Below are 20,625 nucleotides of genomic sequence, written 5' to 3'. Positions count from 1 at the left end.
AACTTGCGTGGGCGCGGCCGGGGCTTACGCCTCGGCAGCGACCGCATCCGCGTCGACGTCGCGGCGGCGAGCCTGCAGCGACGAGACTTTGATGCCGCGGCGTGCGGCGACCGAGCGCGGGCTGTCCTCGTGCTTCAACGCATCGAAGGTCGCACGCACCATGTTGTACGGGTTGGAGGAGCCGAGCGACTTCGCCACGACGTCCTGCACACCCAGCGTCTCGAACACGGCGCGCATCGGGCCGCCGGCGATGATGCCGGTACCGGCCGGCGCGGCGCGCAGGATCACGCGACCGGCGCCGTGACGGCCCTGCACGTCATGATGCAGCGTGCGGCCTTCGCGCAGCGGCACGCGGATCAGGCTGCGCTTGGCAGCATCCGTGGCCTTGCGGATCGCCTCCGGCACTTCGCGAGCCTTGCCGTGACCGAAGCCGACGCGACCCTTCTGGTCACCGACGACGACGAGCGCAGCGAAGCCGAAACGCCGGCCACCCTTCACAACCTTGGCGACGCGGTTGATGTGAACGAGCTTGTCGACGAATTCGCTGTCGCGCTCTTCCCGTTCGCGATCCCGATCCCGCTCTCGAGCCATGTCCTTAACCCTCAGTTCCTGCCGGACCGACCCGCATATCGGGGCCGCAACGGCTCAAGATCCGTCAGAAGTCGAGCCCACCCTCGCGGGCGGCATCGGCGAGCGCCTTGACGCGCCCATGATAGATGTAGCTGCCGCGATCGAACACGACCTGCGTGATGCCGGCCGCAACCGCGCGCTCGGCAATCAACTTGCCGACCGTCTGGGCCGCGCCGATGTCGGCACCGGTCTTCAGACCGTCGCGCAGGTCCTTTTCGATCGAGGACGCCGCAACGAGCGTCACGCCCTCGCCGTCGTCGATGACCTGAGCATAGATGTGCTTCGACGAGCGAAACACGCTGAGCCGGGGACGACCGTTCGCCGCCGCCTTGATCGCACGCCGCACGCGGGCGCGGCGACGCTCCAGTGAGCTGAGATTTTTCGCCATCGCTGCCACCCGTTACTTCTTCTTGCCTTCCTTGCGGACGATGAACTCGTCCGAATACCGCACGCCCTTGCCCTTGTAGGGCTCCGGACCGCGGAACTCGCGGATCTCCGCGGCGACCTGGCCGACCTTCTGACGGTCGATGCCGGACACCAGGATCTCCGTCGGCTTAGCGCAGGCGATCGTGATACCCTCGGGGATATCGTAGACCACGTCGTGGCTGTAGCCGAGCGACAGGTTCAGCTTCTTACCCTGCACGGCGGCCTTGTAGCCGACGCCGGTAATATCGAGCTTGCGCTCGAAACCCTTGCTCACGCCGACGACCAGGTTCGAAACCATGGTGCGCGACATGCCCCACAGGGACCGAGCCTTCTTCGACTCGTCGCGCGGCTGAACACTGATGCCATCCGCAGTATTCTCGACCGAGACGAGATCATGCACCGCAAAGGACAGGGCACCCTTCGGGCCCTTCACCGAAACGGTCTGCCCGTCGACGGTCGCCGTGATCCCGCTCGGAATCGCAACAGGCTTCTTGCCAATCCGCGACATCGCTCACCTACCAAATTCTTAATCCGGCGCAAGACCCCGCCGCGTCAGAAGACGCGGCAGAGGACCTCGCCACCAACGTTGTTCTCACGGGCGTCGTGGTCGGCCATCACGCCCTTCGGCGTCGACAGGATCGACAGGCCGAGGCCGTTCGCCACGCGCGGCAGCGCCTTCACCGAGGCATAAACGCGGCGGCCCGGCTTCGAGACGCGCTCGATCTCACGGATCACCGGCTCGCCGTCGTAATATTTCAGCTCGATCTCGAGCTCCGAACGGCCGTCCTCGAAATCCACCGCCGCGTAGCCGCGGATGTAGCCTTCGGAGGCGAGCACGTCGAGCACGCGAGCGCGGAGGCTCGAGGCCGGGGTCGACACCTTGCTCTTCCGCCGCATCTGCGCGTTGCGGATACGGGTGAGCATATCGCCGAGGGGATCGGTCAGGTTCATGGTCCGCCCTCCTTACCAGCTCGACTTCACGAGACCCGGAACGAGCCCGAGGCCGCCGAGTTCGCGTAGCGCAACGCGCGACATCTTGAGCTTCCGATAATAAGCCCGCGGACGGCCGGTGACTTCACACCGGTTGCGCACACGGATCTTCGCCGAATTGCGGGGCATTTCGGCCAGCTTCAGGGTCGCCTGGAACCGCTCTTCGATCGGCAGGGATTGATCCTGCGTCACAGCCTTGAGGCGCGCGCGCTTCGCGGCGTGCTTCTTGGCGAGCCGGGCCCGGCGGTTATTGGTCTCGATCGAGCTCTTCTTAGCCATCGGTCAAACCTCGCGACGCCCGATCACTGCCGGAACGGGAAGTTGAACGCGCGCAGCAGAGCCCGCGCTTCGTCGTCCGTCTTCGCCGTCGTGCAGACGATGACGTCCATGCCCCAGACCTGATCGATCTTGTCGTAATCGATCTCCGGGAAAATGATGTGCTCCTTGATGCCCATGGCATAGTTGCCACGGCCATCGAAGCTCTTCGGATTCAGGCCGCGGAAGTCGCGGACGCGCGGCAGCGCGATCGTGACGAGGCGGTCGACGAACTCGTACATCCGGGCGCGGCGAAGGGTCACCTTCGCGCCGATCGGCATGTTCTCGCGGACCTTGAAGGTCGCGATCGAAAGCCGCGCGCGGGTGATGACCGGCTTCTGGCCGGCAATCTTGGCGAGATCGCCCGCCGCAACCGAGGCCTTCTTGGAATCGCCGGTCGACTCGCCGACGCCCATGTTCAGCACGACCTTGTCGATCGCCGGAACCTGCATCGGATTCGCGTAGCCGAACTCTTCGATGAGCTTCGGACGCACCACATCCCGGTAGTGAGCCTGGAGCCGGGGCTCGTAAGTCGCCTCAGCCATCGATCTTCTCTCCCGAACGCTTCGCGACGCGCACCTTGCTGCCGTCGTCGAGGACGCGGAAACCGACGCGGGTCGGCTTGCCGTCCTTCGGATCCGCCGCCGCCAGGTTGGACAGGTGGATCGGCGCCTCTTTGGCGATGATCCCGCCCTCTTCCTTCGCGGTCTGCTTCTGGTGGCGGCGAACCATGTTCACGCCACTGACAAGCGCCCGCTCCTCGGCCGGCTGCACTTCGAGCACTTCGCCCGTGCGACCCTTGTCACGACCGGCGAGGACGACGACCTTGTCGCCTTTCTTGATTTTCGCGGCCATCACAACACCTCGGGCGCAAGCGAAATAATCTTCATGTGGTTCTTCGCGCGCAGCTCACGCGGCACCGGTCCGAAAATACGGGTGCCGATCGGCTCTTTCTGATTGTTGATCAGCACCGCCGCGTTCCGGTCGAACCGGATGACGGAGCCGTCCGGGCGACGGATGTCCTTGGCCGTGCGCACGACGACGGCCTTCATCACATCACCCTTCTTGACGCGTCCGCGCGGATTGGCCTCCTTGATCGAGACGACGATGACGTCGCCGACCGAGGCGTATTTCCGCTTGGAGCCGCCGAGCACCTTGATGCACATGACACGACGGGCGCCGGAATTGTCCGCCACATCGAGGTTAGTCTGCATCTGAATCATGACTGGCCGCCTTGATCTCGTTCTTGCGCCTGCACCGCGGCGAAGCCGTCGGTGCCGTCACTCAATGTTCGCGGATCAGCCCGCCACAACTTCACCGGCCGGCGACACAGCGCCGACCACGACCCAACGCTTCAGCTTCGACATCGGCCGGCCTTCCTCGATCAGCACGGTATCGCCGATCTTGTAGGTGTTGGCCTCGTCGTGAGCCTGATACTTCTTCGAACGGCGGACCGTCTTCTTCAGCAGCGGATGGGTGAAGCGACGCTCCACCTTCACCACGACGGTCTTGTCGTTCTTGTCGCTGACGACGACGCCCTGCAGCACGCGTTTCGGCATCTTCGCCTCCTTAAGCAGTCTGCCCGCGCTTTTCGCGCAGGATGGTCTGGAGCCGCGCGATGTCGCGGCGGACGATCCGCACGCGCGCGGTGTTCTCGAGCTGACCGGTCGCCTTCTGGAAGCGCAGGTTGAACTGCTCCTTCTTCAGCTTGGCGACCTCGTCGATCAGCTCATCGACGGTCTTCGTGCGAACGTCGCTCGCCTTCATGATCTTCTCCTTCCGGCCTTGCGACGCCGTCACTCGGCGATGCGCTGAACGAAGCGCGTCCGGATCGGGAGCTTGGCGGCGCCGAGACGCAACGCCTCGCGGGCGGTCTCCTCGCTCACACCATCGATCTCGAACACGATTCGGCCCGGCTTCACCTTGGCCGCCCAATATTCGGGGGCGCCCTTGCCCTTACCCATTCGGACTTCGGTCGGCTTCGCCGAAACCGGAACGTCCGGGAATACGCGGATCCAAACTCGACCCTGGCGCTTCATCTCGCGGGTGATCGCGCGGCGAGCCGCCTCGATCTGCCGCGCGGTGACGCGCTCGGGCTCCAACGCCTTCAATCCGAACGCGCCGAAGTTCAGGTCGAACCCGCCCTTCGCGACGCCGTGAATGCGCCCCTTGAACTGCTTGCGGAACTTCGTGCGCTTCGGTTGCAGCATGGTACGTCTCTAGCCTCTATCGTCAGCGATGCGGCGGATTACGCCGCTTCGCTACGCCGGCGATTGCCACCTTCACTCGCCGGGCCTTCAAGCGCGCGGCGCTCGGAAGCCATCGGGTCGTGCTCGAGGATCTCGCCCTTGAAGATCCACACCTTCACGCCGCAGGTGCCATACGCGGTCTTCGCCGTCGCCACGCCGTAATCGACGTCGGCACGCAGCGTGTGCAGCGGCACGCGGCCCTCGCGGTACCACTCCATGCGCGCGATCTCGGCACCACCGAGACGGCCGGAGCAGTTGATACGAATGCCCTCGGCACCGAGACGCATCGCCGATTGGACGGCGCGCTTCATGGCCCGGCGGAACGCCACGCGGCGCTCGAGCTGCTGGGCGATCGAGGCGGCCACCAGGTTGGCGTCGATCTCGGGCTTGCGCACCTCGACGATGTTGAGGTGCACTTCGGAGTCGGTGATGTTGCCGATCCGCTTGCGCAGCTTGTCGATGTCCGCGCCCTTCTTGCCGATCACGACGCCCGGACGGGCGGTGTGGATCGACACGCGGCACTTCTTGTGCGGGCGCTCGATGACGATCTTCGACACGCCGGCCTGCTTCAGCTCCTTCATCAGGAGCTCGCGGATCTTCAGATCCTCGTGGAGGAGCTGACCGTACTGCTGACGGTCGGCATACCAGCGAGAATCCCAGGTCCGGTTGATGCCGAGCCGGAGGCCGATCGGATTGACTTTCTGACCCATCAGGCCGTCTCCTCGACTTCGCGAACCACGATCGTGAGGTTCGAGAACGCCTTCTCGATGCGCCCGACCTTGCCGCGACCGCGCGGCGAGAAGCGCTTCATGACAAGGCCCTTGCCCACGAACGCCTCGGCCACGACCAGAGCGTCGACGTCGAGATCATGATTGTTCTCGGCGTTGGCGATCGCGGACTCGAGGGTCTTCTTCACGTCGCGGGCGATCCGCTTCTGCGAGAAGGTGAGATCGGCGAGCGCCGCCCCGACCTTCTTGCCGCGAATGAGCTGCGCGACGAGGTTGAGCTTCTGAGGCGAAACGCGAAGCGACCGGGCGACGGCTTTCGCCTCGGTCTCCTTCAGCGCCCGCTCGCGCTTCGGCTTGCCCATCGTTACTTCCTCTTCGCCTTCTTGTCGGCCGCGTGCCCGTAGAAGGTGCGCGTCGGAGCGAACTCGCCGAACTTGTGACCGACCATGTCCTCTTGCACGAGGACAGGGATGTGCTTCTGGCCGTTGTAGACCCCGAACGTGAGGCCCACGAAGTGCGGCAGGATCGTCGAACGCCGCGACCAAATCTTGATCACCTCGGAGCGACCGGAAGCGCGAGACTTCTCAGCCTTCTTGAGGAGATAGCCGTCGACGAACGGACCTTTCCAAACGGAACGCGTCACGATTCTGCCCTCTTACTTCTTGGCGTGCCGGCTGCGGACGATGAACTTGTCCGTGGCCTTGTTGCGCCGCGTCTTCTTGCCCTTGGTCGGCTTGCCCCACGGGGTGACCGGATGACGGCCGCCCGAGGTGCGGCCTTCACCACCGCCGTGCGGATGGTCGACCGGGTTCATGGCCACGCCGCGATTGTGCGGGCGGAAGCCGAGCCAACGGCTGCGACCAGCCTTGCCCAGGCTCACGTTGGCGTGGTCCGGGTTCGACACCGCGCCGACCGTGGCGAAGCAGGTGCCGAGAACGCGGCGCTGCTCGCCCGAGTTGAAGCGCAGGATCGTGTAGCCCTGGTCGCGGCCGACGATCTGAGCGTAGGTGCCAGCCGAACGGGCGACCTGACCGCCCTTGCCCGGCTTCAGCTCGACATTGTGCACAATGGTGCCGACCGGCATGGCCGCCAGCGTCATCGCGTTGCCGGGCTTCACGTCGACCTGCGTGCCGGCAATCACCTGATCGCCGACGGCAAGGCGCTGCGGCGCCAGGATGTAGGCCTGCTCGTCGTCCGCGTAGCGGATGAGCGCAAGGAACGCCGACCGGTTCGGGTCGTATTCCAGGCGTTCCACCACCGCGGCGACGTCAAGCTTGCGACGCTTGAAGTCGACGACGCGGTAGGTGCGCTTGTGGCCACCGCCACGGAAGCGGACGGTCACGCGGCCGTTGTTGTTGCGCCCGCCCGACTTCGAGAGCCCTTCGGTCAAGGACTTGACCGGCGCGCCCTTCCAGAGGTCGGAACGGTCGACGATGACGAGCTGTCGCTGGCCCGGCGTCGTCGGCTTGTAATGTTTCAGTGCCATGGCGTCCGCTCGTAAACTCAGAGGCCCGTCGTGATGTCGATCGTCTGGCCCTCAGCGAGGGTGACGATCGCTTTCTTCACGTCGGACTGACGCCCGATCGTGCCGCGGAACCGCTTCACCTTGCCCTTGCGGACCAGAGTGTTGACCGCCGTGACCTTGACGCCGAACAGCGCTTCGACCGCGGCCTTGATCTCAGGCTTCGTCGCAGTGTTCGCCACCTTGAACACGACCTTGCTCTGTTCAGTGAGCAGCGTCGCCTTCTCGGTGATCACCGGCGAAAGGATCACGTCATAGTGCTTGAGGTTGGTCATTTGAACCGCTCCTCGAGGCTCTCGACCGCCGAGCGGGTCAGGACCAGCTTGTCGCGGCGCAGAATGTCGTACACGTTGATGCCCTGCACCGGCAGAACATCGACGAACGGCAGATTGCGCGCCGCAAGCGTGAAGTTCTGATCGAGCTCGGCACCGCCGATCACGAGCACGTTGCCGAGGCCGAGGCTCTCGAAACGCGCCTTCAGCGCCTTCGTCTTCGGCTCGGCCGCGGTCGCATCGTCGACCACGATCAGGCTCTCGGACTTCAGCTTCGCCGAAAGGGCGTGCTTCAGGCCGAGGACACGGACCTTCTTGGTCAGGTCATGCGCATGGCTGCGCGGAACCGGACCGAAGGCCTTGCCACCACCGCGGAACTGCGGGGCGCTCTGATCGCCGTGACGGGCACGACCGGTGCCCTTCTGCTTGTACATCTTCTTGCCGGTACGCAGCACTTCAGAGCGAATCTTCGCCTTGTGAGTGCCGGCCTGGCGCTTGGCGAGCTGCCAGCGCACCACCCGGTGAAGGATGTCGGAGCGCGGCTCGAGCCCGAAGATCTCGTCAGAGACCGTGATCGAGCCGGCCGAGGCGCCGTCGAGCGTCTTGACCTCGAGTTCCATCACGCATTCCCCTCTTCAGTCGCGGCCGGAGCCTCGACCGCAGCGTTGCCGTTGGCGGCGTCGCGCGTCCGGAACTTGCCCGGCAGCGGAACGTCCTTCGGCGGACGCTTCACAGCGTCGCGGACCAGGATGGTGCCGCCCTTCGAGCCCGGCACGGCACCCTCGACGAGGATGAGCCCGCGGGTGAGGTCGGTCTGGACGATCTTCAGGTTCTGGGTCGTCACACGGACCTGGCCCATGTGGCCGGCCATCTTCTTACCCTTGAAGACCTTGCCCGGATCCTGGCGCTGGCCGGTCGAACCATGGGCGCGGTGCGAGACCGAGTTACCATGGCTGGCGCGGCCGCCGCCGAAATTGTGGCGCTTCATAACGCCAGCAAAGCCCTTACCGATCGACGTGCCGGTCACGTCAACGAACTGGCCGACCACGAAATGGTCGACGGTCAGCTCGGCGCCCACCTCGATCAGGTTCTCGGGGGAAACCCGGAACTCGACGATCTGGCGCTTCGGCTCGACCTGCGCGACGGCGAAATGGCCGCGCATGGCCTTCGTGGTGTTCTTCGGCTTGGCGCGGCCGGCGCCGAGCTGCAGCGCCGTGTAGCCGTCCTTATCCGCCGTGCGGTGCGAAACCACCTGGCAGTTCTCGACGCGCAGCACGGTCACCGGCACATGCTCACCAGCGTCATTATAGACGCGGGTCATGCCGACCTTCTGGGCGATCAACCCTGAACGCATGGGTCAGACCTCTCTACGATCCCAAGCCGATTAAAGCTTGATTTCGACGTCGACACCGGCAGCGAGGTCGAGCTTCATCAGCGCGTCCACGGTCTGCGGGGTCGGATCGATGATATCGAGCAGCCGCTTATGGGTGCGGATCTCGAACTGCTCACGGCTCTTCTTGTCGATGTGAGGCGACCGGTTCACCGTGAACTTCTCAATGCGGGTCGGCAGCGGAACCGGACCACGAACCTGCGCACCCGTGCGCTTAGCCGTGTTCACGATTTCACGCGTCGATGCATCGAGCACGCGGTGGTCGAACGCCTTCAGGCGAATCCGAATGTTCTGACCGTTCATGGATGCGCCCTCGAATAAGCGCCAAAAGTCTAGGAAGTCAGGGACGAGCCCGCTCCGCTATCGGAGCGGGCCGTACGCTTGGTTTCGTCTTCGCTCAGATCACTCGATGATCTTGGCGACGACGCCGGCGCCGACGGTGCGGCCGCCTTCACGGATGGCGAAGCGCAGCTTCTCTTCCATCGCGATCGGCACGATCAGCTTCACCGTGACCTGCACGTTGTCGCCCGGCATCACCATTTCGGTGCCTTCCGGCAGCGTCACGATGCCCGTCACGTCCGTCGTGCGGAAGTAGAACTGCGGACGGTAGTTGGTGAAGAACGGGGTGTGACGTCCGCCTTCTTCCTTGGTCAGGATGTAGGCTTCCGCCACGAACGTGGTGTGCGGCGTCACGGTGCCCGGCTTGCACAGGACCTGACCGCGCTCGACGTCCTCGCGCTTGGTGCCGCGCAAGAGCGCGCCGATATTGTCGCCCGCCTGGCCCTGATCGAGCAGCTTGCGGAACATCTCGACGCCCGTGATCGTCGTCTTCTGCGTCGCGCGGATGCCGATGATCTCGACTTCCTCGCCCACCTTCACGATGCCGCGCTCGACGCGACCCGTCACCACCGTGCCGCGGCCCGAGATCGAGAACACGTCTTCGATCGGCATCAGGAACGGCTGATCGATCGGACGCTCCGGCTGCGGGATGTAGGCGTCGACCTGGGTCATCAGCTCCAGGATCGCCTGCTCGCCGAGCACCGGATCGCCGTCCTCGAGCGCAACCAGCGCCGAGCCCTTCACGATCGGGATGTCGTCGCCGGGGAAGTCGTACGACGACAGAAGCTCACGAACCTCGAGCTCGACGAGCTCCAGAAGCTCCGGATCGTCGACCATGTCGCACTTGTTCAGGAACACGACGATCGCCGGAACGCCGACCTGACGGGCGAGCAGGATGTGCTCGCGGGTCTGCGGCATCGGGCCGTCGGCGGCCGAAACAACCAGGATCGCGCCGTCCATCTGCGCCGCGCCCGTGATCATGTTCTTCACGTAGTCGGCGTGGCCCGGGCAGTCGACGTGCGCATAGTGACGGTTCGCCGTCTCGTACTCGACGTGCGCCGTCGAGATCGTGATGCCGCGCGCCTTCTCTTCCGGCGCCGCGTCGATCTGGTCGTACGCCTTGAACGTCGCGCCGCCGGTCTTCGCCAGAACCTTCGTGATCGCCGCAGTCAGCGACGTCTTCCCGTGGTCAACGTGACCGATCGTGCCGATGTTGCAGTGCGGCTTCGTCCGCGAAAATTTCTCTTTGGCCATCGGGCGTACTCCGTCAAATCTGTCGTTTCAGGGTCCTGAGGGGGGCGAGGGTCAGGCGTACTTCGCCTGAACCTCCTGTGCGACGGCCTGCGGCACCTGCTCGTAGTGATCGAAGAGCATGGTGTAGGAGGCGCGACCCTGGCTCATGGACCGCAGGGTGTTCACGTAGCCGAACATGTTCGCGAGGGGGACCATCGCGTTCACGATCTGAGCGTTGCCGCGGGTGTCCGTACCCTGGATCTGACCGCGGCGAGAGTTCACGTCGCCGATCACCGAGCCGAGATAATCCTCGGGGGTGGTGACTTCGACGCGCATCACCGGCTCGAGCAGGACCGGACCGGCCTTCTGCAGCGCCTCGCGGAAAGCCGCACGAGAGGCGATTTCGAAGGCGAGGGCCGACGAGTCGACCTCGTGGTAGGCACCGTCGATCAGCTCGACCTTGACATCGACCAGCGGGAAGCCGGCGACGACGCCCGAACCGAGGACCGAGTTGAGGCCCTTTTCGACACCCGGGATATATTCCTTCGGGACCGAACCGCCGACGATCTTCGAGTCGAACGCGAACCCCTTGCCGGTCTCGTTCGGCTCGACCACGAACTTCACCCGGGCGAACTGACCGGTACCGCCGGTCTGCTTCTTGTGGGTGTAGTCGATGTCGACCTTGCGGGTGATCGTCTCGCGGTAGGCGACCTGCGGAGCGCCGACATTGACGTCGACCTTGTAGGTGCGACGCAGGATGTCGACCTTGATGTCGAGATGCAGTTCGCCCATGCCCTTCAGGATGGTCTGGCCGCTCTCCTGGTCGGTCGACACGCGGAAGGACGGATCCTCGGCCGCGAGCTTGGACAGGGCGATCGCCATCTTTTCCTGATCGGCCTTCGACTTCGGCTCGACGGCGATCTCGATGACGGGGTCAGGGAACTCCATCTTCTCGAGGATCACGGCCGAAGCCGGGTCGCAGAGCGTGTCGCCGGTGCGGGTCTCTTTGAGGCCGGCCAGCGCGATGATGTCGCCGGCGTGAGCCTCCTTGATGTCCTCGCGGCTGTTCGCATGCATCAGCAGCATGCGGCCGACGCGCTCACGCTTCTCACGCGGCGAGTTGAGGAGCGACATGCCCGTCTCGACCTTGCCGGAATAGATGCGGCAGAAGGTCAGCGAACCGACGAACGGGTCGTCCATGATCTTGAAGGCGAGCATGGCGAGGGGCTCGTCGTCGGTCGAGTGACGAACGGTGTCCGCGCCAGTCTTGCCGTCGATGCCCTTGATCGGCGGAACGTCGACCGGGCTCGGGAGATAATCCACGACCGCGTCGAGGAGCGTCTGCACGCCCTTGTTCTTGAACGCCGAACCGCACAGCACCGGATAGAAGGCGCCGACGAGAACCGCCTTGCGGATCAGCGACTTAAGCTTCTCTTCGGTCGGCATCACGCCGTCGAAGAAGGCCGACATCGCCTCGTCGTCGAGCTCGACCGCGGCTTCGATGAGGGCGGCGCGATATTCCTCGGCACGCTCCTGCAGATCCGCCGGGATCTCGACTTCGTGGAACGTCGCACCCTTGTCTTCGTCGTGCCAGATCACGCCGACCATGCGAACCAGGTCAACGAGGCCCTTGAAATCGGACTCGGCGCCGATCGGGAGCTGGATCGGAACCGGCTTGGCACCAAGGCGCACCTTGATGTCGTCCAAGCAGCGGTAGAAGTCCGCGCCGATCTTATCCATCTTGTTGCAGAACACGATCCGGGGCACGTGGTACTTGTCGCCCTGGCGCCACACGGTCTCGGTCTGCGGCTCGACGCCCTGGTTGGAGTCGAGCACGCACACCGCGCCGTCGAGGACGCGCAGCGAACGCTCGACTTCGATCGTGAAGTCGACGTGGCCCGGGGTGTCGATGATGTTCAGGCGCTTGCCGTTCCACACGGTGGTGGTGGCGGCAGACGTGATCGTGATGCCACGCTCCTGCTCCTGCTCCATCCAGTCCATCGTCGCGGCACCATCGTGCACTTCGCCGATCTTGTGGGACTTTCCGGAATAGTAGAGCACCCGCTCGGTGGTCGTCGTCTTTCCAGCATCGATGTGAGCCATGATGCCGAAATTACGATAGTCCTCGATTTTGTGCGTGCGCGCCATGAGTGGGTGCCTCTTGAGCTCGAACCGGGATTACCAGCGATAGTGCGAGAACGCGCGGTTGGCTTCCGCCATCCGGTGCGTGTCTTCACGCTTCTTCACGGCGGTGCCGCGGTTGTTGGAGGCGTCGAGCAGCTCGCCCGACAGACGCTCCACCATGGTCTTCTCGTTGCGGGCACGGGCCGCGGTGATCAGCCAACGGATCGCCAGGGCCTGACGACGCTCGTGGCGAACCTCGACCGGCACCTGATAGGTGGCGCCGCCGACGCGACGGGAGCGCACCTCGATCGAGGGCATCACACGCTCGAGAGCAGCGTGGAACACCTCGAGGGGCTCCTGACGGGTCTTGGCACGAACGATGTCGAAAGCGCCGTAGACGATCGTTTCTGCGGCCGACTTCTTGCCGTCGCGCATCACGCTGTTCATGAACTTCGACACGGTCAGATCGCCGAACTTCGGGTCCGGCATGATCTCCCGCTTCTCTGCGCTGTGACGACGAGACATGTCTCGATCCTTCGCCTTTAACTCTTAGCGTCGGCGCCGGGGCGAGGTGCCCGCCAGCGCCGCTGATTGCGACTTCGAACTTATTTCGGGCGCTTGGCGCCGTACTTCGAACGACGCTGCTTGCGGTCCTTGACGCCCTGGGTGTCGAGAACGCCGCGCAGCACGTGATAGCGCACGCCCGGAAGGTCCTTCACGCGGCCACCACGGATCATGACGACCGAGTGCTCCTGGAGGTTGTGACCCTCACCAGGGATGTAGCCGATCACCTCGAACCCGTTGGTGAGGCGAACCTTGGCCACCTTGCGGAGCGCCGAGTTCGGCTTCTTCGGCGTCGTCGTATAGACGCGGGTGCAGACGCCGCGCTTCTGCGGGTTCTGCTCCAGAGCCGGAACCTTGTTCCGCTTCGCAGGGGCTTTCCGCGGGTGGCGGATCAGCTGGTTGATCGTCGGCATGCTTCAGTTCCGTAACTCTAGCTCAAGCGTTCCGTCTGCCGCGGGGACGCACAAAGGCGACCGGCCGCACGAACGAAGGACCGCCGTCCGCAGCTTTCTGCTGTGAACGGGGCCCACAATCCAGAGGATCGCGTGGCGCAGGCCGCGCGATCATGGTTTGGTCGTCATGTAACCCTATGCACGCGGCAGCGTTTAAGCCGATTGCTTCTGAGCTTTGTGCGTCCCATTCGCCCTTTCGGCCGAACTTCGGGAAGCGCTCCGAGGCGCGATCGAGGCTTACCGCCTGCCGTTGAAGTGGGCGGAACCTAGTCCGTCGTTTCGGGGACGTCAATAGGGAAAGGCCCGGTCTTCGGCCAAATTCATGCCTGACAACGAAGCGTCATGATGCAACGCGTGCGCTTTGCGAATATGGCGTGACGCGCACCCAGCGCGCAAGTTCCTAACACAAAGTGAACGTCCGCGCGGCGCACGCGGTGCGGCCGGTCTCCGTCCGCCCTCCCCCGCACCCGATTCCCTCTCCGGTGCGAGGTCGCAGGGAGACGGACTCGGGAGCGCAACGACTCGATTCTCGGCGGTGCGACTCGGGTGGTGGCGGGAATCGAGACGCTGGTGGGCGGTGGCGCCGCCCGGTCGCCGACTCGGCTTTCCCGCGACTCGGCGCTCCCGGGGACTCGGCGCCCTTCACCGGCATCCCGCTATTTCGGGACGAAGACGCCGGTTTCGAGATTCCAAAGCGTCATGCCCGCATCAAGGGCCTGATCATAGAGCTGGGGATCTGCGTGCTCCTGCAGCGCCGCCAGGGCTTCGTCGGGCGCCACGGCCAATAGGTTCTTGGCGGCCCTGAGCCTGACCTGAGGATTGGCGTGCTTGAGAAGCGGCAAAAGGACATGGCGATGGTCCCCCTCGCGGGACCTCAACTCCGCAACGAGCGCCGCGATTTTGTGAAAGAGCCGCGCGACGCTCCGCCAGCGCAGTTCGAGGTTCATATTTTCCTGCTCGATCGCGTAGTCGACGAACCGTCGGACGATCTCATCGTCACTCAAGCGGGAGAGCGGCAGCCTCTTCATTCGAGTGCTCCGTTACGTCGTCGATTTCTATCGCCGCCTTGCCTCGCAGGAGGCGATGAGATCGCTTCATTCCTCATCTGGAAGAGAGCCGGCTCCGCGGCGGCGTGGCCGCACGGCCCCGCCTTATCTGCAAGCGGCGGCCTATTTCGGAACGAAGATCCCGCGTTCGAGATTGATGAGCGTCATGCCCGCATCCAACGCCTGAATATAGAGTTGAGCGTCCGCGAGTTCTTTCAGCGCCGCCAGCGCGTCGTCCGGCGCGAGGGACAGCGTCGCCCACGCCGCCTTGAGCCGCACCTGCGGATTAGCGTGCTTCAGAAGAGGCAGAAGCGCATGGCGATGATCGCCCTCGCGGGAGCGCAATTCCTCGATCAGTTTTTCGATCCGATCGTAGAGGCGATTCACTTTTCCGATGCGCCCCTCAAGGATCATGTCTTCCTGCTCGATCGAGTAGTCGATGAACCGACCCACGATCTCGTCGTCACTCAAGCGGGAGAGCGCCACGCGCTTCATGTGTGTACCCCCGTTGCGTTGCTGGGCCTCGGTCTCCACATCGCGCCGCGCGGTACGATGGAATCGCTTCATCTCCGTTAGGAGCTACGAACACGCTCCGGGGACGCTTGTGCGGCTCGTCCGCGCCCCTTTTTCGAGCAACCGCTATTCCGGAATAAGGATGCCGCGGTCGAGATTGATAAGCGTCATGCCGGCATCCAGTGCCTGCATATAGAGCTGGGGATCGGACAGCTCCTTGAGGGCCGCCAGAGCTTCGTCCCGCGCGACGGCCAGCAAGGATTGCGCCGCCTTGAGCCGGACCTGAGGATTAGCGTGCTTCAGGAGTGGCAGAAGCACATGGCGGCGGTCACCCTCGCGGAACCGCAGTTCTGTGACGAGAGCGTCGATCTTGTGATAGAGCCGCGCGACGCTCCGTGAGCGCATCTCAAGGCTCATGTTTTCCTGCTCAATCGAATATTGGATGAATAGATCTACGATCTCATCATCACTCAAAACCGAAAGTGCCGAAGCCTTCATTTAAGCACTCCGTTGATTCGAAAAGCATCAATTCCAACTCTACGTCTTTCGGCCCAATCTTTCCCTACGAGATACTTTCGTGGAGAAAGGCCGCCATAGGCCGCACTCGGCTCCATAAACCATCCTGTGACTTGCCAATGCCTGAATCTCGGCACCCAAACGAGGTTCTCCGGTCCCTCGATCAGGGACTCAGGAAAACCCGCCGCACGAGCCGCCGACTGCTCTACGATGTGGTGGAGATCATACCCCTTTCTGCGTGCGTCTGCATCCGCCCGCAACTCTTGGAGGGATTTCGGCTCGTCGAGATAGGAACGGATATAGGGATAGAATTCCACCAGCCAGTGCGCGACGTCGATAGCGTCGAAGACGAGACTGACGGCGCTCGGCATACCAAAGCGGATCACCCTGAAAGCCCAAATCGCGATCCGACGCGCGAGCCTCAGCTGCGCACCCTGGGAAGGGGGCGGATGGAAGGCACGGTCGGCGATTTCCGGATATCCTCCGGGACCGAGACATCAGGCGCGGCCGCATTTTCACGCGCGCGCTTCGTGATGTAGAGGTCGAGCGGTTCCCGCTCCTGCGCGGGTGGGGCGTCCGGGGAGGGCGTCCGGTCTCCCACGCGGATGATATCAAGACGGACATCTCTCTCGCGCGGAGCGGGCCGTGAGCCAGGCGTTCTCCGGTGCCAAAAGGCCGGGCCGCCACCGCTCCCGCCGTCGGTCCATTGGCCCCCGTCACGTCGTCCCGCCGGCACCCGCGGTTGCAACGGGTTGAAATGAGCCTTGAGCGCGAGGCTGAAGCGCCAAGCGGCAATCGTGAGCGCACCCCCGGCGATGGCCGCGGCAAGGCGCGCCTCATGGCGCCTCGCATCCCCCGCGCCGCCTCCCGATCCGTCCATGACATACCCCCATTTCCATGCGGATGAGGGTACGGGTGTGATTCACGACGTGGACATCTTTTGATTGTGATACACTTATCCCCCAACGCCCGCTACGCTGCGTTCGGCGCCGGGGCGCTTTGGCCGCCGCTGCGTATTGGCACCACGGCTGCGAGCGCCGAACATCGATTGGAACGCACATGACCGGGACGCGCAGAGCGGGCGTCTGTCTCATCGGCCTTGCGGCTCTTGTGTACGGCTCCTCGCCGTCCGCAGCGGCCCCCGCCCAGACAGCGGTCTTTCCGGTCGAGCTCTACGACACCAGCGGCGAGGGCGCGAAGCCGGGGCAGACGGAGCGGCTCGCCGCGGCGACCGCCGCCCTCGCGAAGGATCTCGCGGCGACGGGCCGTTATCGCCCCGTCGATCTCGGCCCGTTCAAGACCGAGATCGAGGCCCTGCCGGAACGCTATCGCTGTGGCGATTGCTGGGTCGCGGTCGCCGAGAAGGCCGGGGCGCGCTACGCGGTCATCGCCGTCGCCCACAAGGTCTCAACCTTGGTCCAGACGCTGACGATCTCCGTCGCCGACCTCGAGACAAAGACCTATGTCGCCCGGGCTCAGACCCAGTTCCGCGGGGATACCGAGGCCGCGTACGTGCGCGCGGTCGACTTCCTGGTGAAGGATCGCCTCAGTCCGCCCTGAGACGAGCTCTCCGCCCCTGAAACGACAACGGCCCGGACGGGGGCGTCCGGGCCGTGTCGTGTTCGCGGTCGAAAGTGGCGCGCGGGGAGCGCCCGCGCCCCGCTCAGAACTTGATGCTGATGGCGCCCTTGAAGGCGTTGTCTTCGGTGCCCGAGGCGAACTGGCCGTTGTAGGAGAGCGAGGCCGAGACCGTCTTCGAGAAGGCGTACTCGACCCCCGCCCCGACGAGCGCGCTGTCGCGGGCGATCGGCACGCCCGAGACCGAGAACGCCGATCCGCCGCCCACGAAGGCGAGGTTCGCGTTCGCGTTGACGTCGCCGAAGGCGTGCTGCCAGCCGAGGCTCAGATGCGGCGTCAACGCCGCCCCGTTCGCCATCTGGAACGTCGTCGCCGCCCGGACGCCGAGCGTCGAGTAGAAGGTGTTCTCGGTGTCGGCCGAGCCGGTCAAAGCCGCCGCCGAGCCCGTCTCGGTGAAGTTGTCCGACGACAGGTTGACATAGGCGAGGTCGACGAACGGCGTTACCGACGCGGCCCCGAACGTCTTCGGATCGAGCGTCTTGTCGAGCCCGACCCGCCACGCCGCCTCGCCGAACACCTGCGCCGTGCCGGCCTTGTAGTCCGCCGAATTGAGCCCCGAGAAGCCCGAGAACGCCACCGTGCGGTCGACCGAGAGGTCGTGCCACGTGTAGGACGCGGCGGCGAGCAGCGACAGCGCGCCGAACTGCGCGCCGCCATAGAGGCCGACATCGTAATTGTCGATGTCGCCCGAGGACGAGCGGGCATCGACGTTCAGGGTCGAGCGGCTGTAGCCGCCGACGAGGCCGACCCGGGCCGACGAGGCGACCGCCGCATCGACGCCCATCAGGAAGCCGGCGATCGAGGAATCGAGGCTCGCGGCGTTGCCGTCGCTCGCGATCTGGCCCCAGCCGCCGTAACCCTGCGCCCACACCGTCGCGTCATAGCCCGGCGCGAGCTTCGCCGTCGACTGCCCGCCGCCGGACTGGCCGGCGAGGCCCTGGCGGACGCGGGTGCCGACTGCCTCGCGCAGATAGATCGATTGCTGCTGCATCACCGAGGACGCCGAGGCGTAGATCTCGCCCGACAGCGCATCGAACGCCGCCGGGGCCGCCGACGCCGAGAGCTGCAGCACGGCGTCGTAGACCGCATTGCCCGCCCCGAGGCTCTCGACCGCGCCCGCCGCCGCCTTCTGGTTCACCGTGTAGGCGACGTCCGGGAAGGCGGCCGTGTTGCGCACCACCGTCAGGTAGACGTCGTTGGCGTCATAGGAGAGCACCGGGTCGAGGAAGGCATAGTTCGCCGTGACCGAGGCGAACTGCCCGCTCACCCCGCCCTGGGCGGTCAGGATCGTGTATGTCGTGCCCGGGGCATAGGTGCCCTGGGTCGCCACCACCTGCACCGTGCCGCCGCCGATCGTGGCCGTGCCGGTCGCGGTGATCAGGTCGTGGGCGCCCGCGGGCGTGATGTCGACCTGGTAGACCGAGCCCGGAGAGAACGCGACGTTGCCGTTGACGGTGAGCGTGCCCGGCGAATAGCCCGGCGAGGCCGTGCCGCCCTCGAGCACCGCGAGCCCGCCGATGGTGCCCGTGCCGCTGATGGTGCCGCCGGGGCCGATGGCGAAGCTCGACGCGCTGGTCGAGCCCTGGGACAGCACGAGCGAGGCATCGGCGACGTTGATCTGGCCGGAATAGCCACCCTCGCCGGTGAAGTTCACCGTGCCGCCGACGATCGTCACCGAGCCCGAGCCGGTGATGGTGCCGGGGAAGTCGTAGGTGCCGGAACGGTTGATGACGAGGGCGGCGTTGTTGACGACGTTGCCGACGATCGAACCGGTCGTCCCGCCGTTGCCGAGCTGCAGCGTGCCCTCGGAGATCGTGGTGCCGCCCGTGTACGTGTTGTCCGCGAGCAGGATCAGCGTGCCGGCGCCGGTCTTGGTCAGCCCGCCCTCACCCGAGATCACACCCGCCATCGTCGCGGCGGTCGACGTCCCCACGACCTGAACGGTGCCGCCCGACGTTTCAAGCGACACCGGCATCGCCGTCGCCGACGACGCCGTCACCGCAAGCGTGCCACCGTAGAAGGCCAAATTGCTGGCCTCGGAGCCGAGCGACGCGAAATCCGAGATCGAGAGGATGCCCGTCTGGAAATACCACTGCGTCGCTGCACTCGTCGGGCCATTCAGCGTCCAGGTCCCGGATGACGCCATATTGTACGAGCCGAAGCCCGCGACCTGGGACATGTTGAGCGTGGCTTGCCCCTCGCCGACCAACTCGAGGATGTCCCCCGCCCCGGCGCCGACGACGTTCCCCACCAGGGTCGCGCCGGCGTACAAATCCAGGACGTTGGAGCCGCCGGTGAATTGGATCGCGGCCCCCGGCGTCGTGCCCCCGCCGCCACTGACTGTGCCGCCGTCGAAGATGGCAATCGACAAATTGGCGCCGACGATGCCCGGTCCGCCAGACGCCCCAGCGCCACCGGCGGCGCCCCCCGTCACCGTCCCCCGGACCCAAAGCGTATAGGTCCCGGTGCCCTCCGCCACCTCGATGCCGGCCCCGCCATTGCCGGCAATCCCTTCGTGACCGCTCGTCGCCGACGTCCCGGCGGCCCCGCCGGCACCGCCCGCGATCGTGGTCGTGCTGGAGATCGTCACGTAACCCGCCATGGGCGTATTGACCGTGCTGTAGAGGACGATGCCGGCACCGCCCGTGCCACCGTTTCCGCCATAGGCCACGCCCGTGCCCGCACCACCGGCGCCGCCGGCGCCGCCCGTCTGGTCGGCCGAAATCGTGACACGGCCGGAGTATAACGCGGATGTCAGCGCGGCGCCCGGAGCGCCGCCACCACCACCGCCGCCGCCGCCCACACCCGCGCCGTTGCCGCCGTGGCCCCCGCTTCCGCCGGCGCCACCCGTGTGGGCCGCGGTCACGTCGCTCAGGGTGCCCGATACACCCCGCCTGCCGGATCCGCCGCCGCCGCCACCGGACGTCTGCCCTGGGTCGCCATCGGCGCCGTCGCTTCCAGCGGCCCCGTCGAATGTTCCCCCCGCACCGCCGAGGGCGCCGGCACCGCCCGCGCCGCCATCGCCGAACGACGATCCCCCGCCGCCACCGCCGGCGTCGGGAGACGCCCCTTCATCTCCGTCCTGACCCACGATCACGTGACCAGCGCCCCCGGCGGTGGCCCCGGTCCCCGTCTCGGAGCCGCCTGCGCCGCCGCCGCCTGAATAGGGCGTAACCGGCGTTGCCGGCGCGGCAAAGGCCGGGCGAACGCTATATGTGGCGAGAAGCCCCGCGGCGGCCGACGCCAGCAAACAAAGTTTGAAGGCCCGCGCCGCATTATGGCGGGCACGCACAGCGGGCACCTGTTTGGACGCGAACATCATCGAATTGCCACCCCAGACTTTTTGCGGCGAGCGACGGTCGACCACCGTGGCTTCACGCAAAATCAAAATGAGATGGAACTAGAGCGTGTACCAGAAGGCCGAGCAAGAGGCTGGATGACGATTCACAACACGCTGTATCTATAGCGTCACAATTTTATCATACTATTTAGTACCGTTCGTTATCGCTTCGCGGGATAACTTATAAATTATAAGCGATTATAGGGCGCTGCGCGTACTTCGATAACGCATCGAAGCCGCCGATTGCGGCCTCGGCACCGGCCTTTGCGCGCATGGTGGTATCCGTCGCGCACCCGCCCCGCGGACCGGGCAATCGCTTCCTCATAGCCGCGGTGGAC

At 65.3% G+C, this 20,625-nt stretch carries 29 protein-coding genes; 1 reads left to right on the top strand and 28 read right to left on the bottom strand.

The window, feature by feature from the left end; translation table 11 throughout:
* Positions 1-24: 24 nt before the first annotated feature.
* The 27 genes from rpsE to F0357_RS14005 all read right to left on the bottom strand — a co-directional run bounded on the left by rpsE (position 25) and on the right by F0357_RS14005 (position 15,695).
* Positions 25-591, bottom strand: a complete 567-nt coding sequence (rpsE, locus tag F0357_RS14135; RefSeq protein ID WP_153482992.1) for a 30S ribosomal protein S5 — start codon at positions 589-591, stop codon at positions 25-27.
* 64 nt (positions 592-655) lie between these two features.
* On the bottom strand, positions 656-1,018 hold the full coding sequence (gene rplR, locus F0357_RS14130) for a 50S ribosomal protein L18 (RefSeq protein ID WP_153482989.1): 363 nt from the start codon (positions 1,016-1,018) through the stop codon (positions 656-658).
* A 12-nt stretch (positions 1,019-1,030) separates the two neighbouring features.
* Complete coding sequence (rplF, locus tag F0357_RS14125; RefSeq protein ID WP_153482986.1) at positions 1,031-1,564, bottom strand: 50S ribosomal protein L6; 534 nt, start codon at positions 1,562-1,564, stop codon at positions 1,031-1,033.
* Positions 1,565-1,608: 44 nt separating this feature from the next.
* Positions 1,609-2,007 (bottom strand): 30S ribosomal protein S8, encoded by a 399-nt coding sequence (gene rpsH / locus F0357_RS14120; RefSeq protein WP_153482983.1) that lies wholly within the window; start codon positions 2,005-2,007, stop codon positions 1,609-1,611.
* Positions 2,008-2,019: 12 nt separating this feature from the next.
* Complete coding sequence (gene rpsN / locus F0357_RS14115; protein ID WP_153482980.1) at positions 2,020-2,325, bottom strand: 30S ribosomal protein S14; 306 nt, start codon at positions 2,323-2,325, stop codon at positions 2,020-2,022.
* 23 nt (positions 2,326-2,348) lie between these two features.
* Positions 2,349-2,906, bottom strand: coding sequence for a 50S ribosomal protein L5 (rplE, locus tag F0357_RS14110; RefSeq protein ID WP_153482977.1), 558 nt, complete (start codon positions 2,904-2,906; stop codon positions 2,349-2,351).
* Complete coding sequence (rplX, locus tag F0357_RS14105; protein WP_153482974.1) at positions 2,899-3,216, bottom strand: 50S ribosomal protein L24; 318 nt, start codon at positions 3,214-3,216, stop codon at positions 2,899-2,901. Before rplX ends, rplE begins: the two co-directional genes overlap by 8 nt.
* Positions 3,216-3,584, bottom strand: a complete 369-nt coding sequence (gene rplN, locus F0357_RS14100; protein ID WP_153482971.1) for a 50S ribosomal protein L14 — start codon at positions 3,582-3,584, stop codon at positions 3,216-3,218. Before rplN ends, rplX begins: the two co-directional genes overlap by 1 nt.
* Before the next feature lie 75 nt (positions 3,585-3,659).
* Positions 3,660-3,920, bottom strand: a complete 261-nt coding sequence (gene rpsQ / locus F0357_RS14095; RefSeq protein ID WP_153482968.1) for a 30S ribosomal protein S17 — start codon at positions 3,918-3,920, stop codon at positions 3,660-3,662.
* Between the two features lie 10 nt (positions 3,921-3,930).
* Positions 3,931-4,128 (bottom strand): 50S ribosomal protein L29, encoded by a 198-nt coding sequence (gene rpmC / locus F0357_RS14090; RefSeq protein WP_153482966.1) that lies wholly within the window; start codon positions 4,126-4,128, stop codon positions 3,931-3,933.
* 29 nt (positions 4,129-4,157) lie between these two features.
* Positions 4,158-4,571: a 50S ribosomal protein L16 gene (gene rplP / locus F0357_RS14085; RefSeq protein WP_153482963.1), complete on the bottom strand. Its 414-nt coding sequence runs from the start codon at positions 4,569-4,571 to the stop codon at positions 4,158-4,160.
* A 38-nt stretch (positions 4,572-4,609) separates the two neighbouring features.
* Positions 4,610-5,320 carry a 30S ribosomal protein S3 gene (gene rpsC, locus F0357_RS14080; RefSeq protein WP_153482959.1) on the bottom strand — a complete coding sequence of 237 codons (711 nt, stop codon included), beginning with the start codon at positions 5,318-5,320 and terminating at the stop codon, positions 4,610-4,612.
* On the bottom strand, positions 5,320-5,700 hold the full coding sequence (gene rplV / locus F0357_RS14075; RefSeq protein WP_153482957.1) for a 50S ribosomal protein L22: 381 nt from the start codon (positions 5,698-5,700) through the stop codon (positions 5,320-5,322). The genes rpsC and rplV overlap by 1 nt, the downstream gene beginning before the upstream one ends.
* A 2-nt stretch (positions 5,701-5,702) precedes the next feature.
* Complete coding sequence (rpsS, locus tag F0357_RS14070) at positions 5,703-5,981, bottom strand: 30S ribosomal protein S19 (protein ID WP_312861595.1); 279 nt, start codon at positions 5,979-5,981, stop codon at positions 5,703-5,705.
* 12 nt (positions 5,982-5,993) lie between these two features.
* Positions 5,994-6,824, bottom strand: a complete 831-nt coding sequence (gene rplB, locus F0357_RS14065) for a 50S ribosomal protein L2 (protein WP_153482953.1) — start codon at positions 6,822-6,824, stop codon at positions 5,994-5,996.
* Between the two features lie 17 nt (positions 6,825-6,841).
* Positions 6,842-7,135, bottom strand: coding sequence for a 50S ribosomal protein L23 (locus F0357_RS14060; protein ID WP_153482949.1), 294 nt, complete (start codon positions 7,133-7,135; stop codon positions 6,842-6,844).
* Positions 7,132-7,752 carry a 50S ribosomal protein L4 gene (rplD, locus tag F0357_RS14055; RefSeq protein ID WP_153482945.1) on the bottom strand — a complete coding sequence of 207 codons (621 nt, stop codon included), beginning with the start codon at positions 7,750-7,752 and terminating at the stop codon, positions 7,132-7,134. Before rplD ends, F0357_RS14060 begins: the two co-directional genes overlap by 4 nt.
* The gene (gene rplC, locus F0357_RS14050) at positions 7,752-8,486 is read right to left on the bottom strand and encodes a 50S ribosomal protein L3 (protein ID WP_153482941.1); all 735 of its coding nucleotides are present in this window, start codon (positions 8,484-8,486) and stop codon (positions 7,752-7,754) included. The genes rplD and rplC overlap by 1 nt, the downstream gene beginning before the upstream one ends.
* A gap of 30 nt (positions 8,487-8,516) precedes the next feature.
* Entirely contained in the window at positions 8,517-8,825 is a 309-nt protein-coding gene (gene rpsJ / locus F0357_RS14045; RefSeq protein WP_153482939.1) for a 30S ribosomal protein S10, read from the bottom strand.
* A 99-nt stretch (positions 8,826-8,924) separates the two neighbouring features.
* Entirely contained in the window at positions 8,925-10,115 is a 1,191-nt protein-coding gene (tuf, locus tag F0357_RS14040; protein WP_153482887.1) for an elongation factor Tu, read from the bottom strand.
* A gap of 51 nt (positions 10,116-10,166) precedes the next feature.
* Positions 10,167-12,242, bottom strand: coding sequence for an elongation factor G (gene fusA, locus F0357_RS14035; protein WP_153482936.1), 2,076 nt, complete (start codon positions 12,240-12,242; stop codon positions 10,167-10,169).
* Between the two features lie 30 nt (positions 12,243-12,272).
* Entirely contained in the window at positions 12,273-12,743 is a 471-nt protein-coding gene (rpsG, locus tag F0357_RS14030) for a 30S ribosomal protein S7 (RefSeq protein ID WP_153482934.1), read from the bottom strand.
* An 80-nt stretch (positions 12,744-12,823) separates the two neighbouring features.
* Entirely contained in the window at positions 12,824-13,195 is a 372-nt protein-coding gene (rpsL, locus tag F0357_RS14025; protein ID WP_153482931.1) for a 30S ribosomal protein S12, read from the bottom strand.
* 695 nt (positions 13,196-13,890) lie between these two features.
* The gene (locus F0357_RS14020) at positions 13,891-14,262 is read right to left on the bottom strand and encodes a DUF2019 domain-containing protein (protein ID WP_153482928.1); all 372 of its coding nucleotides are present in this window, start codon (positions 14,260-14,262) and stop codon (positions 13,891-13,893) included.
* 141 nt (positions 14,263-14,403) lie between these two features.
* The gene (locus tag F0357_RS14015) at positions 14,404-14,775 is read right to left on the bottom strand and encodes a DUF2019 domain-containing protein (RefSeq protein WP_208948344.1); all 372 of its coding nucleotides are present in this window, start codon (positions 14,773-14,775) and stop codon (positions 14,404-14,406) included.
* A gap of 144 nt (positions 14,776-14,919) precedes the next feature.
* On the bottom strand, positions 14,920-15,291 hold the full coding sequence (locus tag F0357_RS14010) for a DUF2019 domain-containing protein (RefSeq protein WP_153482924.1): 372 nt from the start codon (positions 15,289-15,291) through the stop codon (positions 14,920-14,922).
* On the bottom strand, positions 15,288-15,695 hold the full coding sequence (locus F0357_RS14005) for a hypothetical protein (RefSeq protein ID WP_153482922.1): 408 nt from the start codon (positions 15,693-15,695) through the stop codon (positions 15,288-15,290). The genes F0357_RS14010 and F0357_RS14005 overlap by 4 nt, the downstream gene beginning before the upstream one ends.
* Positions 15,696-16,368: 673 nt before the next feature.
* Here F0357_RS14005 and F0357_RS14000 point away from each other — a divergent pair.
* Positions 16,369-16,869 (top strand): DUF2380 domain-containing protein, encoded by a 501-nt coding sequence (locus F0357_RS14000; protein ID WP_153482920.1) that lies wholly within the window; start codon positions 16,369-16,371, stop codon positions 16,867-16,869.
* A gap of 103 nt (positions 16,870-16,972) precedes the next feature.
* On the opposite strand, the gene F0357_RS24980 is transcribed toward F0357_RS14000, so the two are convergent.
* Positions 16,973-20,044 (bottom strand): autotransporter outer membrane beta-barrel domain-containing protein, encoded by a 3,072-nt coding sequence (locus F0357_RS24980; protein ID WP_312861594.1) that lies wholly within the window; start codon positions 20,042-20,044, stop codon positions 16,973-16,975.
* Positions 20,045-20,625: the final 581 nt, after the last annotated feature.

Source organism: Segnochrobactrum spirostomi (assembly GCF_009600605.1).
In the GTDB taxonomy this organism is placed as follows: domain Bacteria; phylum Pseudomonadota; class Alphaproteobacteria; order Rhizobiales; family Segnochrobactraceae; genus Segnochrobactrum; species Segnochrobactrum spirostomi.
This window is presented reverse-complemented; position numbering and strand designations above follow the sequence as displayed.